The organism is Serpentinimonas barnesii, from assembly GCF_000696225.1.
Lineage (GTDB): Bacteria > Pseudomonadota > Gammaproteobacteria > Burkholderiales > Burkholderiaceae_C > Serpentinimonas > Serpentinimonas barnesii.
The window spans coordinates 79,575-99,147 of record NZ_BAWN01000015.1 but is presented as its reverse complement, the minus strand read 5'-3'; the positions used below and the strand labels follow the sequence as shown (position 1 = coordinate 99,147).

The 19,573-nt window shown below is 65.9% G+C and carries 21 protein-coding genes and 1 tRNA gene; 14 read left to right on the top strand and 8 right to left on the bottom strand.

What is annotated here, in order from left to right; translation table 11 throughout:
* The first annotated feature begins 107 nt into the window (after nucleotides 1-107).
* The 7 genes from SRAH_RS05470 to proB all read left to right on the top strand — a co-directional run bounded on the left by SRAH_RS05470 (nucleotide 108) and on the right by proB (nucleotide 4,392).
* Nucleotides 108-719 (top strand): glutathione S-transferase N-terminal domain-containing protein, encoded by a 612-nt coding sequence (locus tag SRAH_RS05470; protein ID WP_029462343.1) that lies wholly within the window; start codon nucleotides 108-110, stop codon nucleotides 717-719.
* Nucleotides 720-732: 13 nt separating this feature from the next.
* Nucleotides 733-1,218 (top strand): ClpXP protease specificity-enhancing factor, encoded by a 486-nt coding sequence (locus SRAH_RS05465; RefSeq protein WP_029462342.1) that lies wholly within the window; start codon nucleotides 733-735, stop codon nucleotides 1,216-1,218.
* A 14-nt stretch (nucleotides 1,219-1,232) separates the two neighbouring features.
* Nucleotides 1,233-1,308 (top strand) — tRNA-Thr (locus tag SRAH_RS05460).
* A 75-nt stretch (nucleotides 1,309-1,383) separates the two neighbouring features.
* Nucleotides 1,384-1,695: a 50S ribosomal protein L21 gene (gene rplU / locus SRAH_RS05455; RefSeq protein WP_029462341.1), complete on the top strand. Its 312-nt coding sequence runs from the start codon at nucleotides 1,384-1,386 to the stop codon at nucleotides 1,693-1,695.
* 13 nt (nucleotides 1,696-1,708) lie between these two features.
* Nucleotides 1,709-1,966, top strand: a complete 258-nt coding sequence (gene rpmA, locus SRAH_RS05450) for a 50S ribosomal protein L27 (RefSeq protein WP_029462340.1) — start codon at nucleotides 1,709-1,711, stop codon at nucleotides 1,964-1,966.
* A gap of 101 nt (nucleotides 1,967-2,067) precedes the next feature.
* A complete protein-coding gene (cgtA, locus tag SRAH_RS05445; protein WP_029462339.1) occupies nucleotides 2,068-3,138 on the top strand; it encodes an Obg family GTPase CgtA in 1,071 nt (356 codons plus the stop codon).
* Nucleotides 3,139-3,213: 75 nt separating this feature from the next.
* Complete coding sequence (gene proB / locus SRAH_RS05440; protein WP_045476287.1) at nucleotides 3,214-4,392, top strand: glutamate 5-kinase; 1,179 nt, start codon at nucleotides 3,214-3,216, stop codon at nucleotides 4,390-4,392.
* Nucleotides 4,393-4,443: 51 nt separating this feature from the next.
* On the opposite strand, the gene SRAH_RS05435 is transcribed toward proB, so the two are convergent.
* Together SRAH_RS05435 and SRAH_RS05430 are read right to left on the bottom strand one after the other, a co-directional pair.
* The gene (locus tag SRAH_RS05435) at nucleotides 4,444-5,058 is read right to left on the bottom strand and encodes a CNP1-like family protein (RefSeq protein WP_082210078.1); all 615 of its coding nucleotides are present in this window, start codon (nucleotides 5,056-5,058) and stop codon (nucleotides 4,444-4,446) included.
* Nucleotides 5,055-5,747 carry an RNA pyrophosphohydrolase gene (locus SRAH_RS05430; protein ID WP_029462336.1) on the bottom strand — a complete coding sequence of 231 codons (693 nt, stop codon included), beginning with the start codon at nucleotides 5,745-5,747 and terminating at the stop codon, nucleotides 5,055-5,057. The genes SRAH_RS05435 and SRAH_RS05430 overlap by 4 nt, the downstream gene beginning before the upstream one ends.
* A gap of 194 nt (nucleotides 5,748-5,941) precedes the next feature.
* Here SRAH_RS05430 and SRAH_RS05425 point away from each other — a divergent pair, with 194 nt between their 5' ends.
* A complete protein-coding gene (locus SRAH_RS05425) occupies nucleotides 5,942-7,687 on the top strand; it encodes a proline--tRNA ligase (protein WP_029462335.1) in 1,746 nt (581 codons plus the stop codon).
* A 17-nt stretch (nucleotides 7,688-7,704) separates the two neighbouring features.
* On the top strand, nucleotides 7,705-8,334 hold the full coding sequence (locus SRAH_RS05420) for a lytic transglycosylase domain-containing protein (RefSeq protein ID WP_029462334.1): 630 nt from the start codon (nucleotides 7,705-7,707) through the stop codon (nucleotides 8,332-8,334).
* 12 nt (nucleotides 8,335-8,346) lie between these two features.
* On the opposite strand, the gene grxD is transcribed toward SRAH_RS05420, so the two are convergent.
* From grxD to SRAH_RS05400, 4 genes are all read right to left on the bottom strand, one after another.
* The gene (grxD, locus tag SRAH_RS05415; RefSeq protein WP_029462333.1) at nucleotides 8,347-8,673 is read right to left on the bottom strand and encodes a Grx4 family monothiol glutaredoxin; all 327 of its coding nucleotides are present in this window, start codon (nucleotides 8,671-8,673) and stop codon (nucleotides 8,347-8,349) included.
* Nucleotides 8,674-8,779: 106 nt separating this feature from the next.
* Nucleotides 8,780-10,030, bottom strand: coding sequence for a BaiN/RdsA family NAD(P)/FAD-dependent oxidoreductase (locus SRAH_RS05410; protein WP_029462332.1), 1,251 nt, complete (start codon nucleotides 10,028-10,030; stop codon nucleotides 8,780-8,782).
* Nucleotides 10,031-10,043: 13 nt separating this feature from the next.
* Nucleotides 10,044-11,006, bottom strand: a complete 963-nt coding sequence (gene argF, locus SRAH_RS05405; protein WP_029462331.1) for an ornithine carbamoyltransferase — start codon at nucleotides 11,004-11,006, stop codon at nucleotides 10,044-10,046.
* A gap of 59 nt (nucleotides 11,007-11,065) precedes the next feature.
* Entirely contained in the window at nucleotides 11,066-12,277 is a 1,212-nt protein-coding gene (locus SRAH_RS05400) for an aspartate aminotransferase family protein (RefSeq protein WP_029462330.1), read from the bottom strand.
* A gap of 258 nt (nucleotides 12,278-12,535) precedes the next feature.
* Between SRAH_RS05400 and SRAH_RS05395 the strand changes: the two genes are divergently transcribed.
* Nucleotides 12,536-12,880 (top strand): DUF3579 domain-containing protein, encoded by a 345-nt coding sequence (locus tag SRAH_RS05395; RefSeq protein WP_029462329.1) that lies wholly within the window; start codon nucleotides 12,536-12,538, stop codon nucleotides 12,878-12,880.
* Between the two features lie 204 nt (nucleotides 12,881-13,084).
* Here SRAH_RS05395 and rpsT read toward each other — a convergent pair whose 3' ends face one another.
* Nucleotides 13,085-13,387 carry a 30S ribosomal protein S20 gene (gene rpsT, locus SRAH_RS05390; RefSeq protein ID WP_029462328.1) on the bottom strand — a complete coding sequence of 101 codons (303 nt, stop codon included), beginning with the start codon at nucleotides 13,385-13,387 and terminating at the stop codon, nucleotides 13,085-13,087.
* A 223-nt stretch (nucleotides 13,388-13,610) separates the two neighbouring features.
* On the opposite strand from rpsT, the gene SRAH_RS05385 reads away from it, so the two are divergent.
* Both SRAH_RS05385 and SRAH_RS05380 read left to right on the top strand, forming a co-directional pair.
* On the top strand, nucleotides 13,611-14,765 hold the full coding sequence (locus SRAH_RS05385) for a fatty acid desaturase (RefSeq protein WP_082210077.1): 1,155 nt from the start codon (nucleotides 13,611-13,613) through the stop codon (nucleotides 14,763-14,765).
* 102 nt (nucleotides 14,766-14,867) lie between these two features.
* Nucleotides 14,868-16,352 (top strand): DEAD/DEAH box helicase, encoded by a 1,485-nt coding sequence (locus SRAH_RS05380; RefSeq protein WP_045476283.1) that lies wholly within the window; start codon nucleotides 14,868-14,870, stop codon nucleotides 16,350-16,352.
* 83 nt (nucleotides 16,353-16,435) lie between these two features.
* On the opposite strand, the gene SRAH_RS05375 is transcribed toward SRAH_RS05380, so the two are convergent.
* On the bottom strand, nucleotides 16,436-17,275 hold the full coding sequence (locus SRAH_RS05375; protein WP_029462325.1) for a symmetrical bis(5'-nucleosyl)-tetraphosphatase: 840 nt from the start codon (nucleotides 17,273-17,275) through the stop codon (nucleotides 16,436-16,438).
* A gap of 53 nt (nucleotides 17,276-17,328) precedes the next feature.
* Here SRAH_RS05375 and SRAH_RS05370 point away from each other — a divergent pair, with 53 nt between their 5' ends.
* The gene (locus SRAH_RS05370; RefSeq protein WP_029462324.1) at nucleotides 17,329-18,684 is read left to right on the top strand and encodes a hemolysin family protein; all 1,356 of its coding nucleotides are present in this window, start codon (nucleotides 17,329-17,331) and stop codon (nucleotides 18,682-18,684) included.
* 48 nt (nucleotides 18,685-18,732) lie between these two features.
* Nucleotides 18,733-19,524, top strand: coding sequence for an SDR family oxidoreductase (locus SRAH_RS05365; RefSeq protein ID WP_029462323.1), 792 nt, complete (start codon nucleotides 18,733-18,735; stop codon nucleotides 19,522-19,524).
* The last annotated feature ends 49 nt before the right edge of the window (nucleotides 19,525-19,573 follow it).

Here is a 19,573-nt window from a genome sequence, read left to right as displayed (position 1 = left end):
CCCAGTGCTTGCGCCCGGCCTGCTCTTGACAGTGGTCTGCCCCGCCCCGCATTTCGAGGCGATGGGGTGCACCACTGTTTGTTTTTTCTAGCTAGGAGCCTTAGCCCATGATGGTTTTGTATTCGGGCACCACCTGCCCGTTCTCGCACCGCTGCCGTTTCGTGCTGTTTGAAAAAGGCATGGACTTTGAAATCCGCGATGTCGACCTGTACAACAAGCCAGAAGACATCGCGCTCATGAACCCCTACGCGCAGGTGCCGATCCTGGTCGAACGCGACCTGATCCTGTACGAGTCCAACATCATCAACGAATACATCGACGAGCGCTTCCCGCACCCGCAACTGATGCCGGGCGACCCGGTCGAGCGGGCCAGGGTGCGTTTGTTTTTGCTCAACTTTGAAAAAGAGCTGTTCGTCCACGTCTCGGTGCTGGAAAACCGCAGCCTCAAGAGTGGCGACAAGTCGATCGACAAGGCCCGCAGCCACATCCGCGACCGCCTGACCCAGTTGGCCCCGGTGTTTCTGAAAAACAAATTCATGCTGGGCGATCACTTCTCGATGCTCGACGTGGCGATTGCGCCGCTGCTGTGGCGCCTCGACCATTACGGCATCGAGCTGAGCAAGAACGCCGCGCCGCTGCTCAAGTATGCCGAGCGCATTTTCTCGCGCCCGGCCTATATCGAGGCGCTCACCCCGTCCGAAAAAGTGATGCGCAAATAAGGGCTGAGCCGCCATGAGTCAGGACCCTCTGCCTTCTACCCGGCCTTATCTGATTCGTGCCCTGCACGAGTGGTGCAGCGACAACGGCTTTACGCCCTACCTGGTGGTGGCGGTCGACGCCACCGTGCGGGTGCCGCGCGAGTTCGTGCAAGAGGGGAAAATCGTTCTCAACACCAGCTACGAGGCCACCAGCAACCTGCAACTGGGCAACGAGACGATCGAGTTCAAGGCCCGTTTTGGCGGTGTGCCGCGCGAGGTGCAGGTGCCGATCGACCATGTGCTGGCCATTTACGCCCATGAAAACGGCCAGGGCATGGCTTTTGAAGCGCCTGCGCCGCTGCTGCAAACCGAGGAAGAGGGCGCACGCGTGGGGCTGAAAGTGGTCGAAGCCGACGCCCCTGAGCTGGGCTTGGACTCGGACGACTCGGAGGCTTCATCGGATCCGCCCAAGCCGGGTGGCGGCCCCGGTGGCCGGCCAGCGTTGCGGCGCGTGAAGTAGAATACGCACCCTGTGCCGCCTTAGCTCAGTTGGTAGAGCAACCGCCTTGTAAGCGGTAGGTCGTCAGTTCGAATCCGACAGGCGGCACCATCATCCCACCCGTTTTTGGTATAATGCTCGATTCTTTGGGAATCAGCCCGAAGAAATCACCATTTGAGGTTTCCAATGTACGCGGTCATAAAAACCGGCGGCAAGCAGTATCGCGTTGCCGTTGGCGAAAAACTTAAAGTAGAACAGATTGCTGCGGACGTGGGCCAAGAAATCGTGATCGACCAGGTGTTGGCCGTCGGCAGCGGCGACAGCATCCAGGTTGGCACGCCCTTGGTCAGCGGCGCAACGGTCACAGCCACTGTGGTCTCGCACGGTCGTGGCGACAAAATCCGCATCTTCAAGATGCGCCGTCGCAAGCACTACCAGAAGCGTCAAGGCCATCGGCAAAACTTCACCGAGCTGCAGATCGGCTCGATCCAGGCTTAAGGAGCGGCACACCATGGCACAGAAAAAAGGCGGCGGCTCAACCCGCAACGGCCGCGACTCACAACCCAAGATGCTGGGCGTTAAGGTGTTTGGCGGCCAAGAAATCTCGGCCGGCGCGATCATCGTGCGCCAGCGTGGCACCAAATTCCACCCCGGCACCGGCACCGGCATCGGCAAAGACCACACCATTTTTGCCACTGTCGATGGCACGGTGGGGTTTTCTGTTCAGGGCGCCCTCAACCGCAAGGTGATCAGCGTCAAGGCCAGCTAAAAGGCTGTTAGCGGTCCCCGCCTCGTCGGGGTCGGCCCAGTTTCGCAAAGGCCCGCAGCTGCGGGCCTTTCTTTTTTTTACGATTGAGCGACAATCCGGCCATGAAGTTTGTTGACGAAACCAGGATCGAGGTTGCAGCGGGCGATGGCGGCAGCGGTTGCGCCTCCTTTAGGCACGAAAAATACAAGGAATTCGGCGGCCCCGATGGCGGCGACGGCGGCCGTGGCGGCCACGTCTACGCGCTGGCCGATGAAAACCTCAACACGCTGGTTGACTTTCGCTACACGCGCAAGTTTGAGGCCCAGCGCGGCGAGCACGGCAAGGGTTCCGACATGTTTGGCCACAAGGGTGAAGACATCGTGCTGAAAATGCCGGTCGGCACCTTGGTGCGCGACGCCGACAGCGGGGCCTTGTTGCACGAGTTGTTGCAGCCCGGGCAACTGGTGCTGCTGGCCAAGGGCGGCGATGGCGGCTTTGGCAACCTGCGCTTCAAGAGCGCGATCAACCGCGCCCCACGCCAAAAAACCCCCGGCTACCCGGGCCAGCGCTTCAACCTGCAGCTCGAACTCAAGCTGTTGGCCGATGTCGGCTTGCTGGGCATGCCCAACGCCGGCAAATCGACCTTCATCACCGCCGTTTCCAACGCCCGCCCCAAGATCGCCGATTACCCCTTCACCACGCTGCACCCCAACCTTGGCGTGGTGCGGGTGGGGCCGGAAAAAAGCTTTGTGATCGCCGACCTGCCGGGCCTGATCGAAGGTGCGGCCGAAGGCGCCGGGCTCGGACACCTGTTTCTGCGCCACCTGCAGCGCACCCGGCTGCTGCTGCACATCGTCGATCTGGCCCCCTTTGACGCGGCGGTGGACCCGGTGCTGCAGGCGCGTGCTATCGTCAAAGAGCTGAAAAAATACGACCCGGCCTTGCACGCCAAGCCACGCTGGCTGGTGCTCAACAAGCTCGACATGGTGCCCGCCGAAGAACGCGCGCAGCGGGTGCGCGATTTCGTGCGCCGCTACCGCCACAAGGGGCCGGTGTTTGAGATTTCGGCCCTTACGCGCGAGGGCTGCGAGCGCCTGGTGCAGCAAATCTACCAGCACGTTGCGGCCAGCCAAGTGGCCGAACGCCCACCGGTCGAGGTCGATCCGCGTTTCGAGCCCCAAGTCAGCCCCTAAGCCCTTAAGCCCTGCCCCGGCTTACTCAGGCCTGCTGCCGGCATCCCCTTAGTCACCCCAATCTTTTTTGCTCCCATGGATCCAGCCCGCCCAGCGCCCGATTGGCGCGTCACCGAAGCCGCCGTGGCCGAGCGCTTGCGCGCGGCGCGGCGCATCGTGGTCAAGGTCGGCTCCAGCCTCGTCACCAACGAGGGCCGCGGGCTCGATGAGGCCGCCATTGGTCAGTGGAGCGTGCAGCTAAGCGCCTTGGTGGGGCAGGGGCGCGAGCTGATCATGGTCAGCAGCGGCGCCATTGCAGAGGGCATGAAGCGCTTGGGCTGGGCGGTGCGCCCCAAAGCCATCAACGAGCTGCAAGCGGCGGCGGCGGTGGGCCAGATGGGGCTGGTGCAGATGTACGAAAGCAAGCTGCGCCAGCTCGGGCTGCGCAGCGCGCAGGTGCTGCTCACGCACGCCGACCTGGCCGACCGCGAGCGCTACCTGAATGCCCGCTCGACCCTGCTCACGCTGCTGGCGCACCAGGTGCTGCCGGTGATCAATGAGAACGACACCGTGGTCACCGACGAGATCAAGTTCGGCGACAACGACACCCTGGGCGCGCTGGTGGCCAACTTGGTCGAGGCCGACCTGCTGGTGATCCTGACCGACCAAAAAGGGCTCTACAGCGCCGACCCGCGCAAACAAGCGGATGCGCGCTTCATCGCGGCGGCGCGTGCGGGCGACCCGGAGCTCGAAGCCATGGCGGGCGGGGCCGGTTCGCGCATCGGCACCGGCGGCATGATCACCAAAATTTTGGCCGCCAAACGCGCTGCGGGCTCGGGCGCCAGCACCGTGATCGCCTGGGGGCGCGAGCCCGACGCGCTGCTGCGCCTGCTAGCAGGCGAACCGATCGGCACCTGTTTGTTGTCCGATACACCCAAGCTGCAAGCGCGCAAGCAGTGGATGGCCGACCATTTGCAATTGCGCGGCGCGGTGCGGCTGGATGCCGGGGCCGCCGCCAAGATCGTGCAAGAGGGCAAGAGCCTGCTGCCGATTGGCATGACGGCGGTCGAGGGCGAGTTTGCGCGCGGCGACGTGATCGCGCTGCGCGCACCCGATGGCAGCGAGCTGGCGCGCGGCCTGGCCAACTACAGCGCCGCCGAAGCGCGCTTGCTGTGCCGCAAATCTTCAGCGGATTTCGAGCGCCTGCTGGGCTACGCCGCCGAGGCCGAGATGATCCACCGCGACAACCTGGTGCTCACCAGCCGCAGCGGCTGAGCGGCTGCGCGAACCAAGCGCGCGGGCGCCGCGCCCCGGGTGCGGCACGGCTCAGCGCAGCGGCGGGTTTTGGCGCAGCGCTTGCAGCATCTGCGCCGGGCGGCCGTTGGGGGCGGCCCCGTCGCACAGACCGGCGCGCGCCAGCGCCCAAGCCGGGCGGCCTGCCGCGTGGTCGCGCCAGCCTTGCCAGCGGGTCTCGCCGGCGCTGCGCCACTGGCCAGCCTCGGCACCAAAGGGGGTGGGCAGCGGCAGTTGCGTGGGCGACCAGCGCGCGTAGGTGCGCATCTCTTGGGTGCGGCAGCGCAGGCCCTCGTAGAGCACGTTGACCGCGCCGCTCGCGCTTTGTGCCACCACCACGTAGCGAATCACGCCGTCGGCGCCAAGCTGCAGCGCATCGGGCACCAAGCCAAAGCGCAGCGGCGAATCCACCCCGACCTCGAAGGGCACCAAGCCCAGGGTGCTGAAGGGGGGCGCCGGCGGGACGGACCCTTCCTGCCACTGCTCGCCTTCGGTCAAAAATTGGGCCTGCGCGGGGGCCAAGGCTGCCAACAAGCTGGCGCCCAGTGCCCAAGCCGCCATCCAACGCAGGCGTCCACTGCCTGCTTGCCGGGCAGCAGAAACGGCCCGCTTGGGCGCAAGGGGGGCAGACAGGTGGAGCGTGCTCATGGGGTGGAGGACCGATCGGTGTGTAGGGGCGTGGGTATGCTGCCCTCAAACTGGGGGACGGGGTCGAAAACGGCACCCGGGGGGAGCTCCATGTGCGGTGGCATCAGGTGTGCCAGACCCGCGCTGCCACTTGCCGCGCCGGATGGGTCGGGCTGGCCTGGGGCGGCCAAGCTGGCGCGTGGGCGCAGCGCAGAGCGAGCGCTGCGTGGGCGTGCGTCAGCGGGCAAATGCCGCGCCAGCTCGGTGAGCGCCATTTCATAGACGCCGCGTTTGAATTCCACCACCACATCCAGCGGCACCCAGTAGTCGTGCCAGCGCCAGGCGTCGAACTCTGGGTGGTTGCTGGCGCGCAAGTTGAGCAGCCAGTCGCCGCCGAGCAGACGCAGCAAATACCAGATCTGTTTCTGGCCCTTGTAGTGACCGCGCGCCTCGCGGCGGATGTAGCGGTCCGGCACCTCGTAGCGCAACCAGTCTCGTGTGCGGGCCACGATGCTCACATGCTCGGGCTTGAGTCCGACCTCTTCGTGCAACTCGCGAAACATGGCCTGCTCGGGGGACTCGCCCCGGTCGATGCCGCCTTGCGGAAATTGCCAAGAGTGGGTGCGGATGCGTTTGCCCCAGAACACCTGGTTCTTCTGGTTGAGCAGAATGATGCCGACGTTCGGCCTAAAGCCGTCTCTGTCAAGCATAATCAACCCCAATTTTTAAACTGACTCGATTATGCACCGCTGGCGCACGCGCTGGTGGCATTTCCGAGGTCGGCGCTGGCCAAATCCGGGCCTGGCTGAACCCTTGGGTTGCGGCGCCGGTGCGGTCGTGCCGCCGTGCGCGGTTCTGCCTTGGACGGGGTGGCGGTGCATCGGGTCATCAGCCACAAAGCCCCATGAAAGCCTCTCAGTTCTTTATCTCCACCCTCAAAGAAGCCCCGGCCGACGCCGAAGTGGCCAGCCACCGCCTGATGCTGCGCGCCGGCCTGATCAAAAAGCTCGGGGCAGGCATTTACACCTATTTACCCATGGGCTTGCGCGTGATCCGCAAGGTCGAGCGCATCGTGCGCGAGGAAATGGACGCCGCCGGAGCGATCGAGCTCAGCATGCCGGTGGTGCAACCGGCCGAGCTGTGGCAAGAGACCGGGCGCTTCGAAAAAATGGGCCCTGAGCTGCTGCGCATCCAAGACCGGCACCAGCGCGACTTCGTGGTGCAGCCCACCAGCGAAGAGGTGGTGACCGACATCGCGCGCCAGGAACTGCGCAGCTACAAGCAGTTGCCGAAAAATTTTTACCAGATCCAGACCAAGTTTCGCGACGAGCGGCGGCCGCGCTTTGGCCTGATGCGCGGCCGCGAGTTCACCATGAAAGACGCCTACAGCTTCGACCGCGACCGCGACGCGGCCCAAGCCAGCTACCAGGCCATGGCGGCGGCCTACCGGCGCATTTTTGAGCGCTTCGGGCTGCGCTACCGCGCCGTGGCGGCCGACAGCGGGGCCATCGGCGGCGACCTGAGCGAAGAATTCCAGGTGATTGCCGCCACCGGCGAAGACGCCATCGTCTATTGCCCACACAGCGGCTACGCCGCCAACCTCGAAAAAGCCGAGGCACTGGCCCCGGCCGGGCCGCGCCCGTCGGCCAGCCAGCCGCTCACCCTCACCCCGACGCCGGGCAAAAGCACCTGCGCCGACGTGGCGGCGCTGCTCGGCTTGCCGCTTGCGCGCACCGTCAAGTCCATCGTGCTGGCCACCGAGGAGATCAACGAGCGCGACGAAATCATCGCCAGCCGCATCTGGCTGCTGCTGCTGCGCGGCGACCACGACATGAACGAGGTCAAGGTGGGCAAGCTGCCGGGGCTGAATCTGGGCTACCGCTTTGCCACCGAGGCCGAGATCGTGGCCCACTTTGGCACCCGTCCCGGCTACCTTGGGCCGCTGGGGCTCAAGTTGCCGGTGCAAGTGGTGGCCGACCGCGAAGTGGCGCTGATGGCCGACTGGGTTTGCGGCGCCAACCAAGCCGACCACCACCTCACCGGCGTGAACTGGGGCCGCGACCTGCCCGAGCCCGATTGCGTGGCCGACATCCGCAACGTGTTGCCGGGCGACCCCTCGCCCGACGGGGCCGGGGAGCTGCAAATCGAGCGCGGCATCGAAGTCGGGCATGTGTTCTACCTCGGCACCAAATACAGCCGCGCCATGAACGCCACGTTTCTGGACGAAGACGGCAAGCCCAAACCGTTCGAGATGGGCTGCTACGGCATCGGCATCACGCGCCTGCCCGCAGCGGCGATCGAACAAAACCACGACGAGCGCGGCATCATCTGGCCCGACGCCATCGCCCCCTTCACGCTGGTGATCTGCCCGATCGGCATGGATCGCAGCCCTGCGGTGCGCGAGGCGGCCGAGCGGCTCTATGGCGAACTCAAGGCGCTGGGGGTCGATGTGCTGCTGGATGACCGCGGCGAGCGCCCAGGGGCCATGTTTGCCGATTGGGAACTGATCGGCGTTCCGCACCGCCTGACGGTGGGCGACAAGGGCCTCAAAGAGGGCCAGATCGAGTACCAGCACCGGCGCGAGGCGCAAGCCAGCAAGCTGGCGCTGAATGAGGCGCTGCCGTGGCTGCGCCAGCGCCTGGGCTTGTGAACCCAAGGGGTATGGATATGACCTCGGGCTGGAGCCGCCGCCGCTGGGCCAGCGCCGCCTTGGGCTGCGCCGCCGCGGCCTCGGCCGCTTGGCCGCTGCGCCCGGTGGCGGCCAGCCAGTTGGAGGAGCCGCTGGCCGACTCGGTGCGCCATGCCTTGCGCGCCGCCGTGGAGTTCAACGACCCGCCCGAGCCCGAGTTCGCCAGCACCGAAGCGCGCTTGGCCTATTTGCGCTGGCTGACGCAGATCAGCCCACGGCTGGCGCGGCGCAAGCCCGAGTTGCAACAGCGGGTCGAGTTTTTACAAACGGTGTGGTACGAGAGCCGCCGCGCCGGGCTCGACGAGTCGCTGGTGCTGGGCCTCATCCAGGTCGAAAGCGGCTTTAGGCAGTTTGCGATCTCGGTCGTGGGGGCGCGCGGTTATATGCAGATCATGCCGTTTTGGGCGCGTTTGATCGGCGATGGCGACGTGGGCGGCCTGTTTCAGCTCAAAACCAATCTGCGCTTTGGCTGCGTGATCATGCGCCACTACCTCGACCGCGAGCGCGGCGATCTGTTTTTGGCGCTGGGCCGCTACAACGGCAGCCGCGGCCGCAGCCCCTACCCGAACGCGGTGTTTGCGGCGCAGCAGCGCTGGCGGCTGGCCTAAAGGGCGCCGAAATCAGACCTTGGAGGCGGACAGCACCTGCTGCAGTTCGCCCGACTCGTACATCTCCATCATGATGTCGGAGCCGCCGATGAACTCGCCGCGCACATACAGTTGCGGGATGGTGGGCCAGTTGCTGTAGTCTTTGATGCCTTGGCGGATGGCTGGGTCGTCGAGCACGTTGACGGCCTTGACGGCGCTGGACTCGACGCCGCAGGCTTTCAGGATTTGCATGGCCCGACCCGAAAATCCGCACATGGGGAAGGAAGCGGTGCCTTTCATGAACAGCACGACGTCGTGCGATTTGACCAAGCTGTCGATGCGTTGTTGGGTGTCAGTCATGGGGGTTGCCGGTGCAAAGGAATGGGGCCGTGGATGGGAAACGGGCCCGATTATCGCCCAAGGCCTTTGCGAGCGCTGCCCACGCCTGGTTTCCCCTACGCCCGTGTCAGCGTGGGCCGCAAGGCAAAGCCAGTGCACAGGCGTGCGCGCTGGCCCAAGCCCACTGGAAGTTGTAGCCGCCAAGCCAGCCGGTCACGTCCACCACTTCGCCGATGAAATACAAGCCCGGCTGGCTGGACTCCAGGCTTTGTGAGGAAAGCTGGCGCGTATCCACGCCGCCGCGCATCACTTCAGCCTTGGCCCAGCCTTCGTCGCCGCTGGGGCTGGGGGTCCAGTGGTGCAGGCTCTCGGCCAGTTGCGCCAGCGCCTTGTCGCTGCAATCGCTCAAGGGGCGTTGCCAGTCGGGCCGGTGCTGCGTCCAGGTGTCGCACAGGCGCTGCGGCAGGTGCTGCGCCAATGCCTTGGGCAGCAGCTTGCGCCCGCCCGCCGCCTTGGCCGTTTGCAGCGCGGCGTCGAGCCGGGCCTGGGGGTGCAGGTCGATGCGCAAGGGCTGGCCGGGGTTCCAGTAGCTCGATATTTGCAGCCCCGCCGGGCCGCTCAGGCCGCGGTGGGTAAAGAGCAGGTCTTCGTCGAAAGCCATGGCCTGCTTTTTGCTGCCTGTGGCCACGCGCACCGGCAGCGCCAGCCCGGCCAAGTGGGCATAGGGGGCCCAGCCCGCGGCCTCGAATGTGAGCGGCACCAGCGCTGGCCGGGGCTCTACCAAGGCCAAACCAAAGCGCTGCGCCAGCCGCAAGCCCCAGTCACTGGCCCCGATTTTGGGCACCGGCAAGCCGCCAGTGGCCACCACCAGCGAGCGGCAAGTCACGCTGCCGCGCTCGGTTTGCAGGGTGTAGGGCAGGGCGGCGACCCCCTCGGCATGGGCGCTGTGGTCGCTATACGCCACGTGCAGCACGCGGCAAGGCTGCCAGTGCGTCACGCCACCGGCGGCGCATTCGCGCAGCAGCAGGTCGATCAGGTCCTGCGCCGAGCGGGTGCAAAACAACTGGCCTTTGTGTTTTTCTTGCCACGCCACGCCGTGGCGTTGCAGCAGCGCGATGAAATCGGCCGGGGTGTAGCGCGCCAGCGCCGAGCGGCAAAAGGCCGGGTTGTCGCTAAGAAAATGGCGCTGCGGCTGGCGCGGGTCGAGGTCGCGGTTGGTGAAATTGCAGCGCCCGCCGCCGGAGATGCGGATTTTCTCGGCCACCTTGGGCGCGTGATCGAGCAGCAGCACGCGCAGCCCGCGCTGGCCCGCGATGCCGGCGCAAAACAAGCCGGCCGCGCCCGCGCCGACGATGGCCACATCGAAAACAAGGCTCATGCAGGCATGGGGCTTACAGCCGCCCCAGCAGCAGGTATTCCATCAGGGCTTTTTGCACGTGCATGCGGTTTTCGGCCTCGTCCCAGACCACGCTCTGCGGCCCATCGATCACCTCGGCCGCCACTTCCTCGCCCCGGTGCGCGGGCAGGCAGTGCATGAACAGCGCCTCGGGGTGGGCTTGCGCCATCAGCGCCGGGGTTACGCACCAGGCGGCGAAGGCCTGCCGACGGGCCTCGTTTTCGGCCTCGAAGCCCATGCTGGTCCAGACGTCGGTGGTCACCAGATCGGCTCCGGCGCAGGCTTGCAGCGGGTCGGCTAAGGCCTGCCAGCAGGCGTCGTCGGCGCTCACACCGGCCACCTCGGGCCGGATGGCGTAGCCGCTGGGCGTGCTCACATGCACCTTGAAGCCCAGCACCTGCGCCGCCTGCACCCAGGTGTTGGCCATGTTGTTGCCGTCGCCCACCCAGGCCACGCGAATGCCGCGCAGCGCGCCGACGTCGATGCCGCCATCGGCGCGGGCGGCCCGGTGTTCGAGCCAGGTAAACAGGTCGGCCAAAATCTGGCAGGGGTGGTATTCGTTCGTCAGGCCGTTGATCACTGGTACCCGCGAATGCGCCGCAAAGCGCTCGATCTTGCTGTGCTCGTAGGTGCGGATCATCACCAGATCGGTCATGCGGCTGATCACGCGCGCGCTGTCTTCGATGGGTTCGGCGCGCCCGAGCTGGCTGTCGCCGGTGGTCAGGTGCACCACGCTGCCGCCCATCTGGTACATGCCGGCCTCGAAGCTGACCCGGGTGCGCGTGCTGGCTTTCTCGAAAATCATGGCCAGCGTGCGGTCGCACAGGCTGTGGTGCTTTTGGTAGGTTTTGAACTTGCGCTTGATCAGCCAGGTGCGCTCGAACAGGTAGGCGTACTCGGCGGCCGTGAAATCCTTGAATTGCAGGTAGTGCTTGAGCGGCGGGGCGGCGGGGTTCATGGGCGCGGGTTCCAAGGGCGTGAAGGGGGGTGCAAGGCAGGGCGGTGCAGGGCGCGGTTTTAGGCCGCAGCCGCCGCTGTTTCGGCCAGAAAGGCCTTGATCTGCGGCACCAGCAGGGCAGCGATCTCGTCGGCCTCGGCCCCGCTCAAAATCAGCGGTGGCACCAAGCGGATCACGCGGTCGGCGGTGACGCTGATCAGCAGCCCGGCCTCGGCGCAGCGGTTCACCAGCGCGGCGCAGGGGCGGTCGAGCTCGATGCCGATCATCAGCCCCTTGCCGCGCACCTCGCGCACGCCGGGCACGCGCATCAACTGCGTGCTCAACAGCGTTTGCAACTGAAAGCCCACCCGGGCGGCGTGCTCCAGCAGCCCGTCTTCTTCCATGATGCGGATGGTTTCGATGCCCGCCCGCAGCGCCAGCGGGTTGCCGCCAAAGGTGCTGCCGTGGTTGCCGGGCTGGAACAACTGCGCCGCCTTGGGGCCCGCCACCACGGCCCCGATCGGCACCCCCGAGCCCAGGCCCTTGGCCAGCGGCATCACATCGGGCAAGATGCCGGCCCACTGGTGTGCAAACCACTTGCCGGTGCGCCCCATGCCGCACTGCACCTCGTCGATCATCAGCAGCCAGTCGTGGGCGTCGCACAGGGCGCGCACCTGCTGGAGGTACTCGGCGCTGGCCGGGTTGACGCCGCCTTCGCCTTGGATGGCCTCCAGGAACACCGCCACCACGTTGGGGTTGCCCACGGTGGCGCGGCGGATCGCCTCGACGTCGTTGAGCGGCACCCGAATGAAGCCCTCCAGCAGCGGCCCGAAACCGGCCTGCACCTTGGGGTTGCCGGTCGCGCTCAGGGTGGCAATCGAGCGGCCGTGAAAGGCCTTTTCATAGACCACAATCTCGGGCCGGGCGATGCCCTTGTCGTGGCCAAACTTGCGCGCCAGCTTGAGCGCAGCCTCGTTGGCCTCCAGCCCGCTGGAGCAGAAAAACACATTGCTCAGGCCCGAGCGCTGCACCAGCATCTGCGCCAGCTCTTCTGCGGCGGCGTGGTAGTAGTAGTTGCTGATGTGCATCAGGCGGCCGATCTGCGCTTGCAGCGCCGGCACCAGCTTGGGGTGCGCGTGCCCGAGCGTGTTGACGGCGATGCCGCCCAGCGCGTCCAAATAGGCCTTGCCGTGCACATCCCAAACCCGGCAGCCCTGGCCGTGGGAGAGCTCAATCGGCACCCGGCCATAGGTGTTCATGACGTGCGGTTGAACCGGGGCGGCTGGGAGCATGGATCGGGTCCTGGACGAAAAAAGGGTTGCTGAAAAAAGGGGGCGCCCACAAGGGCGGAGCAGGCGCGCAGCCAAGCCGGCCGGGCGCAGCGGGGTTCATTGTAGGCGCTGCTGCGCGAGCAGCGGGCGTCCGCAACCACCAAGTCTTATATAAGATAGAATACTTCGCATTACCCATCGGTCTCAACCGGTGCACCCTGTGCGGCGAGCGATCCTCGGCGGCGGCTGGTGCGCCATCCTTTTTGGGCCAGTACCCCCATGGTCTCTCCGAGCGCCAATGAAGTCTTTATCCAGGGCCTGACCCGCAACGGCAAGCCTTTTCGTCCGAGCGACTGGGCCGAGCGGCTGTCTGGCGTGATGAGCCCTTTTCACCCGGCGGGGCGGGTGCCGGGTGCGCACTTGGGGTACTCGCCCTGGTGCATACCCAAGGTCATCAATGGCGTCAAGTGTGTGGTGCTGAACACCGCTTTGCGCGACTACGACCCGATGGCGTGGGATTTCGTGCTCGGTTTTGCGCGCGACAACGATTTGCAAGTGGTCGAGGCCTGCCTGCTGCCCGACGCTGCCGCTGATCAAACAGCACCCAGCGCACCCGCCCCATAGCGGGCTATCCACCGCCCCGCCAGAGCCCGACGCGCTCCAAGCGCAGGCCTGAGCACAGCCCAAGAAAAAACCGCCAGCAGGCACGGGGCCGGTGGCGGTTTTTTGCGATCGAGCGGGATTTGCTGGCAGCGCACCCGGTTCAAACGGCAGGCTGTGCAGGGGGACTAGCGGCCCCCAAGCCTGGGCGGTCGGTCTGAGTTTGGCTCAGGCCGCTGCGGTGCTGGCTAGGGCTTTGACCTTGGCCGACAGGCGGCTCTTGTCGCGAGCGGCCTTGTTTTTGTGGAAAATGCCCTTGTCGGCAATCGAGTCCACCACGCCTTGCATCTGGGCAAAGAGCGCAGAGGCTTGGGTTTTGTCGCCAGCCAAAACGGCCTTTTCGACCTTCTTGACGGCGGTGCGGTATTGGGAACGCAGCGAGGTGTTGGCGGCGTTGAGCTTGACGTCTTGACGTGCGCGTTTGCGCCCAGACGCCAAGCGCGGGTTCTTTTTCTTGGGCTTGGTGGCCATGTGTGAATTCCTTAAGTTGTTTGTGGATGTTGCCAGCAAAACCCAAGATTATAGCCAGGAAGCCGATTGTCGTGTAGAGTAGGACAGGAGCGTTTTGATGTCTTTGCGGCCTGTCAAGTTGCTGTAGGTTAGAACGCAATAAAATGCCTAGGTCTAGTCGGTAGTTGCCTAGGCGAGTCCCACGCGCCGTCCGATCGGGCGTTTTTAACCCCTGCGTTCATCGATGCACACTTCACCAGATCCCCTCAGCGGCGCGCAGCCGCTCCAAGCTACCGCCGGTGCAGCCGCTGCTGCCTCCGAGCGCCCTGTCCCCGTCGGGGCGCCGCTGCCGCACCGCAAGGTCATTCGCGGCTGGATCACGCCGCTGGCCGAGCGACGCACCGCCGTTGCGGTGGCGCTGCTGGTGCTCGATTGGGCCATTTTTGCCGCCCTGATCGCCGGCACCATCTTGCTGCAAGCCTGGTGGGCCAAGCTGCTGTGTGCGTTGGCGGCGGGTTTTGTGATCGGGCGCTTGTTCATCATCGGGCACGACGCCTGCCACCAGAGCTACACCCCGCACCGGGGTCTGAACCGGGTGCTGGGGCGCATCGCCATGATCCCCTCCCTCACGCCCTACAGCCTGTGGGAAGTGGGCCACAACGTGGTGCACCACGGCTACACCAACCTCAAGGGGGTGGATTTCGTCTGGGCCCCCCTGAGCAAGGCCGAGTTCGAGGCCCTCTCGCCCGGCCGCCGCGCCTTGGAGCGCATCTACCGCAGTGGCTGGGGTCCGGCGCTGTACTACCTGATCGAAATGTGGTGGCTGCGCATGTTCTTCCCGCGCAAAACCTATATGGGCACGCAGCGCTCGGAGTTCGTCTGGGACGGGGTGTTCGTCTCGGCAGTGGCGCTGCTCTGGAACGCGGGCTTGGTGTGGGCGGCCGTGGCCACCGGGCAGCCGATTTGGCTGCTGATCGTCATGGGCTTTGTGCTGCCGTTTTTGTTCTGGAACGCCATGATTGGCTTCGTGGTCTACGTGCACCACACCCACACCAGTGTGCAGTGGCACGACGACAAGCACCTGTGGGCCAAGGCGGCGCCCTTCGTCTCGACCACGGTGCACCTGCAGTTCCCTTACCGCATCGGGGCGCTGGTGCACCACATCATGGAGCACACCGCGCACCACGTGGACATGAGCGTGCCGCTGTACAAGCTCAAGGAAGCGCAACAGAAACTCGAAGACATGCTGCCCGGGCGCATCATCATCCAGCAGTTCAGTTGGCGCTGGTACTTTGATACCGCGCGCAAGTGCAAGCTCTACGACTTCACCCAGCGCTGCTGGACCGATTTCCAAGGCCGCCCAACCAGCGCCCAGGCGCCGTCTTACGCAGCTGCTTGAGTTGCCGCCCAAGCCACATTTGGCTGGCTTTGTGGGCGTGCAACAACACGCCCGCTTTCGATTTTTTGCTTTGTCACGATGTGGTGCGACAATCCGCCTTAGATGAATCCTGCTTTTTCTGAACTTTCGCTGGCCGAGCCTTTGGCGCGTGCCGTGGCCGATCTCGGCTTTTCCTCCATGACGCCGATCCAGGCGCAGGCGATACCGGTGGTGCTGCAAGGCCGCGACGTGATGGGCGCGGCCCAGACCGGCACCGGCAAAACCGCCGCCTTTTCGCTGCCGCTGCTGCAGCGCCTGCTCAAGCACGCCAGCAGCTCCACGTCGCCAGCGCGGCACCCGGTGCGCGCACTGGTGTTGCTGCCCACGCGTGAGCTGGCGGTGCAGGTGGCGCAGCAAATCGAGCTTTACGCCAAATACACCGAGCTGCGCAGCACGGTGGTGTTTGGCGGCATGGACATGAAGCCCCAAACCGCTGAGCTCAAGCGCGGCGTCGAGGTGCTGGTGGCCACCCCAGGGCGGCTGCTCGACCACATCGAAGCCAAAAACTGCGTGCTCAACCAGGTCGAGTACGTGGTGCTCGACGAGGCCGACCGCATGCTCGACATCGGTTTTTTGCCCGATCTGCAGCGCATCCTCTCCTACCTGCCCAAGCAGCGCACCACCTTGCTGTTTTCGGCCACCTTTTCGCCCGAAATCAAGCGCCTGGCCTCGAGCTACCTGCAAGACCCCGTCACCATCGAGGTGGCGCGCTCCAATGCCACCGCCGCCACCATCGAGCAGCGGTTTTTCCGCGTCGAAGAGAACGACAAGCTGCAAGCGCTCAAGCAGGTGCTGCGCGAGCGCGAAATTGGGCAGGCTTTTGTGTTCGTCAACAGCAAGCTCGGCTGTGCGCGGCTGGCGCGTTCGCTGGAGCACGACGGCCTCAACAGCACCGCTTTGCACGGCGACAAAAGCCAAGATGAACGCCTGAAAGCGCTCGATTCCTTTAAAAAGGGCGAGGTGCAACTGCTGGTCTGCACCGACGTGGCGGCGCGTGGGCTCGACATCAAAGACGTGCCCGCGGTGTTTAACTTCGACCTGCCCTTCAACGCCGAAGACTATGTGCACCGAATCGGCCGCACCGGGCGCGCTGGGGCCTCGGGCTTGTCCTTTTCATTCGTCTGCGGGCGCGACACCAAATCGCTGGCCGAGCTCGAAAAGCTGCTCGGTAAAAAGGTCGAGGTGGAGCCGCTGGAGTTGGAGTCCGACCGGCGCCGCTTCGGTGGCGACCCAGGTCGCATCAACGACGGCCAGCGCCTCTGGCACGACCCGCGCGGCAGCGCCGAAGCGCGCAGCTTGCGCCCGCCGCCGCAGCGCGCAGCGCGCCCGGCCGCCGACCCCTTCTTTGAGCAGCCGTATCAGCCCAAGCTGGCACCCGAGGCCAAACCCGAGTGGGAGCTTCAGTCTGCCAAAACGGCTACGGGGGGGCGCTCGGTGTCGCCGTTCATCCGCTCCAAGCGCAAGGTGGCAGCCTTGTTCAAGGCGGCGGCCCCGGTGCCAGTTGGCTCCGAATGCGAGCGCCAGCCCGAGCCCGAACCGGTCTCCTAAGCCGCCAGGTTTTTAGCGTCTGGCGCAATGCTCGCGGCCAAGCTGTCGGGCGTCGTGCGCCCGACTCATCGCTCAGGGGGCTTTCAACGCCCCGGTTTTTGCTCCTGCGGGCACTCGACGGCAATGAGCTGCGCTGCCAGCCCCGACGCGTCAGCAGGCAGCCGGGCCGCGCTCAGGCAGCCGCCCCAGACGCAGCCGGTGTCGAGCGCCAGCAAATCTGGCCGTTGCAACAGCCCCAAGGTGGACCAATGACCAAAGGCGATGGAGGTGCCCGCCGTCTGGCGACCCGGCACCTCGAACCACGGCAGGTAGCCGGCCGGGGGGGCGGCGGAGCCGTCTTTGCTGGCAAACTCCATGCGGCCCTCGGGGGTGCAAAAGCGCAGCCGGGTGAGCGCATTGACGATCACGCGCCAGCGCTCGGCCCCTTGCAACCCATTGCTCCAGCGCTCGGGCTGGTTGCCGTACATCTGTTGCAGCCACCGCGGCCCTTCGGGGCTGGCCAGCACGGCCGACACCTCGTTGGCCAAGGCCAGTGCTTGCGCCGCCGTCCACTGCGGCAGCACGCCGGCGTGCACCAGCAGCCAGCCCTGCACCTGCAAGGCCAGCGGGCGCTGGCGCAGCCAGTGCAGCAGGTCGGCGCGGTCGTGGGCTTGCAGCACGGCGCCCAAGGTGTCGTGGCGGCTGGGTGGCCGCACCCCGTGTGCCACCGCCAGCAAGTGCAGGTCGTGGTTGCCCAGCAGGCACTGCGCCGCGCCTTCAAGGGCGCGCAGGCGGCGCAGCACGGCCAGCGAATCCGGGCCGCGGTTCACCAAATCCCCCAGCAGGTAGAGTGTGTCGCGGCTGGGCGAAAAATCGATTTTGTGCAGCAAGCGCTGCAGCGCGGCGTCGCAGCCCTGCACGTCGCCGATCAGGTAGTTTGGCATAAAGCGGACTCACAAACAGCACCGCCGGGGTGCTCAACGGACAATTTTGGATTATGGACGCCTTGTTGATTCTGTTCCTCACGCTGCTCAACGGCGCCTTTGCCATGTCGGAGCTGGCGCTGGCTTCGAGCCGCAAGGCGCGGCTGCTGGCCATGGCCGAGAGCGGCGACCGCGGGTCTCAGACCGCGCTCGGGCTGATGGAGAACCCAACCCAGTTTTTGTCCTCGGTGCAGGTGGGGATCACCTCCATCGGCATGCTCAACGGCATCGTCGGCGAAGCGGCTTTTAGCGACGATCTGGCCGCCGTGCTGGTCGGTTGGGGGCTCTCGGACGGCAGCGCCAGCCTGAGCGCCACGGCCATTGTGGTGCTGGTGATCACCTTCATCACCATCGTGTTTGGCGAACTGGTGCCCAAGCGCATCGGGCAACTCTACCCCGAGACGGTGTCGCGCTGGATGGCGCGCCCCATGACCGTGGTGGCGCAGGCGACCAAACCCTTTGTCTGGCTGCTCACCCACACCACGCTCGGGGTGCTCAAGCTGCTGCGCATCGACAACCAGGCGGTGCAGCAAGTGACCGAGGCCGAAATCGACGCCAGCCTGCAAGAGGGCGTGGGCGCGGGCATCATCGAGGCGCAAGAGCACCGCATGGTGCGCAATGTGTTTTTGCTCGACGACCGGCCCCTGACCTCGATCATGGTGCCGCGCCCGGATGTGCTGTGGTTAGACGCCGCCGACCCGGTTCACACCGCGCTGCTGCGCGCGCAACAGGGCGGGCACTCGTGGTACCCGGTCTGCCGTGGCGGGTTGCAAGAGGTGCTGGGCGTGATCCACTTGCCGCAGTTGGTGGCGCTGGCGTGGCAGGCGCAGGAGCAGGCGCAGGCGCAGCGGGAGCTAGCCAATCAAGCGGATCGGCCCGACCCGGCCGGACACTGGTCGCGCCAGATCGAGGCCCCCATTTTTGTCCCTGAAACCCTGAGCGGCATGGAGCTGCTGGAGCAGTTTCGCGCCCGCGCCACGCGCATGGTGTTCGTGGTCGATGAGTATGGTGAGGTGCAGGGCGTGCTCACGCCGCTGGATTTGTTGGAGGCCATCACCGGCGAGCTCTCGCCCGAGACGCCGCTCAACGCCTGGGCCAGGCCGCAGCCAGATGGCTCGTGGCTGGTCGATGGGGCGATGCCGGCGCACGAGCTCAAGGTGCGGCTGGAAATCGATGAATTGCCCGACGAGGACAAAGAGCGCTACAACACCGTGGGCGGCCTGATGCAGACCGTCGCCGGCGAGCTGCTGGAGGTGGGCGAGGCGGTGCAGGTGGCGGGCTGGCGCTTCGAGGTGCTGCGGCTCGACGGGCGCCGCATCGACGGCGTGCGCGTCTGCCGTGTCATGCAGGAGTCAGCACCCGAGGGCTGATTGGGTTATGGTCTTCGTTTCGATCAACCCACACGGAGACCCAAACCCATGACACGCACGGTGCAACAATTGTTCGACCTCAGCGGCCAGACGGCGCTGGTGACGGGAGGCTCGCGCGGCCTCGGGCTGCAAATGGCGCAGGCGCTGGGCGAGGCCGGCGCGCGCCTGCTGCTGGTGGCGCGCAAGAGCGATGAGCTCGAAGCCGCGGCGCAGCAGCTCAAGGGCCAAGGCATTGAGGCGCAGTGGATCGTGGCCGACTGCGCCAAGCAGGCCGATCTGGAGCGTTTGGGTGCCGAGGCGCTGCAGCGCCTGGGCGCGGTCGATGTGCTGGTCAACAACGCCGGGGCCGCCTGGGGCGCACCGGCCGAGGAGCACCCCATCGAAGCCTGGGACAAGGTCATGAACCTCAACGTGCGCGGCTATTTTCTGCTCAGCCAGTATCTGGCCAAACACTGCATGATCGGGCGCCGGCGCGGCAGCATCATCAACCTGGCCTCGATTGCGGGCTTGGGTGGCAACCCGCGCGGCATGAACACCATCGCCTACAACACCTCCAAGGGGGCGGTGCTCAACTTCACCCGCGCGCTGGCGGCCGAGTGGGGGCCGCACGGCATACGCGTCAACGCCATTTGCCCGGGCTTTTTCCCCAGCCGCATGACGCGCGGCACGCTGGAGGCGCTGGGCGAGGAGCGGCTGGCCGCACACGCGCCGCTGGGCCGCCTGGGCGACGACGAAGACCTCAAGGGCCTGACGCTGCTGCTGGCCTCGGCCGCCGGCAAGCACATCACGGGCCAGTGGCTGGCGGTGGATGGCGGCGTGAGCGCCGTCGTCGGCGGCTGAAAGCCCCCCCAGTCTGACCCCCTCCCGCGCCCCTGGGTTGCTCAATCGA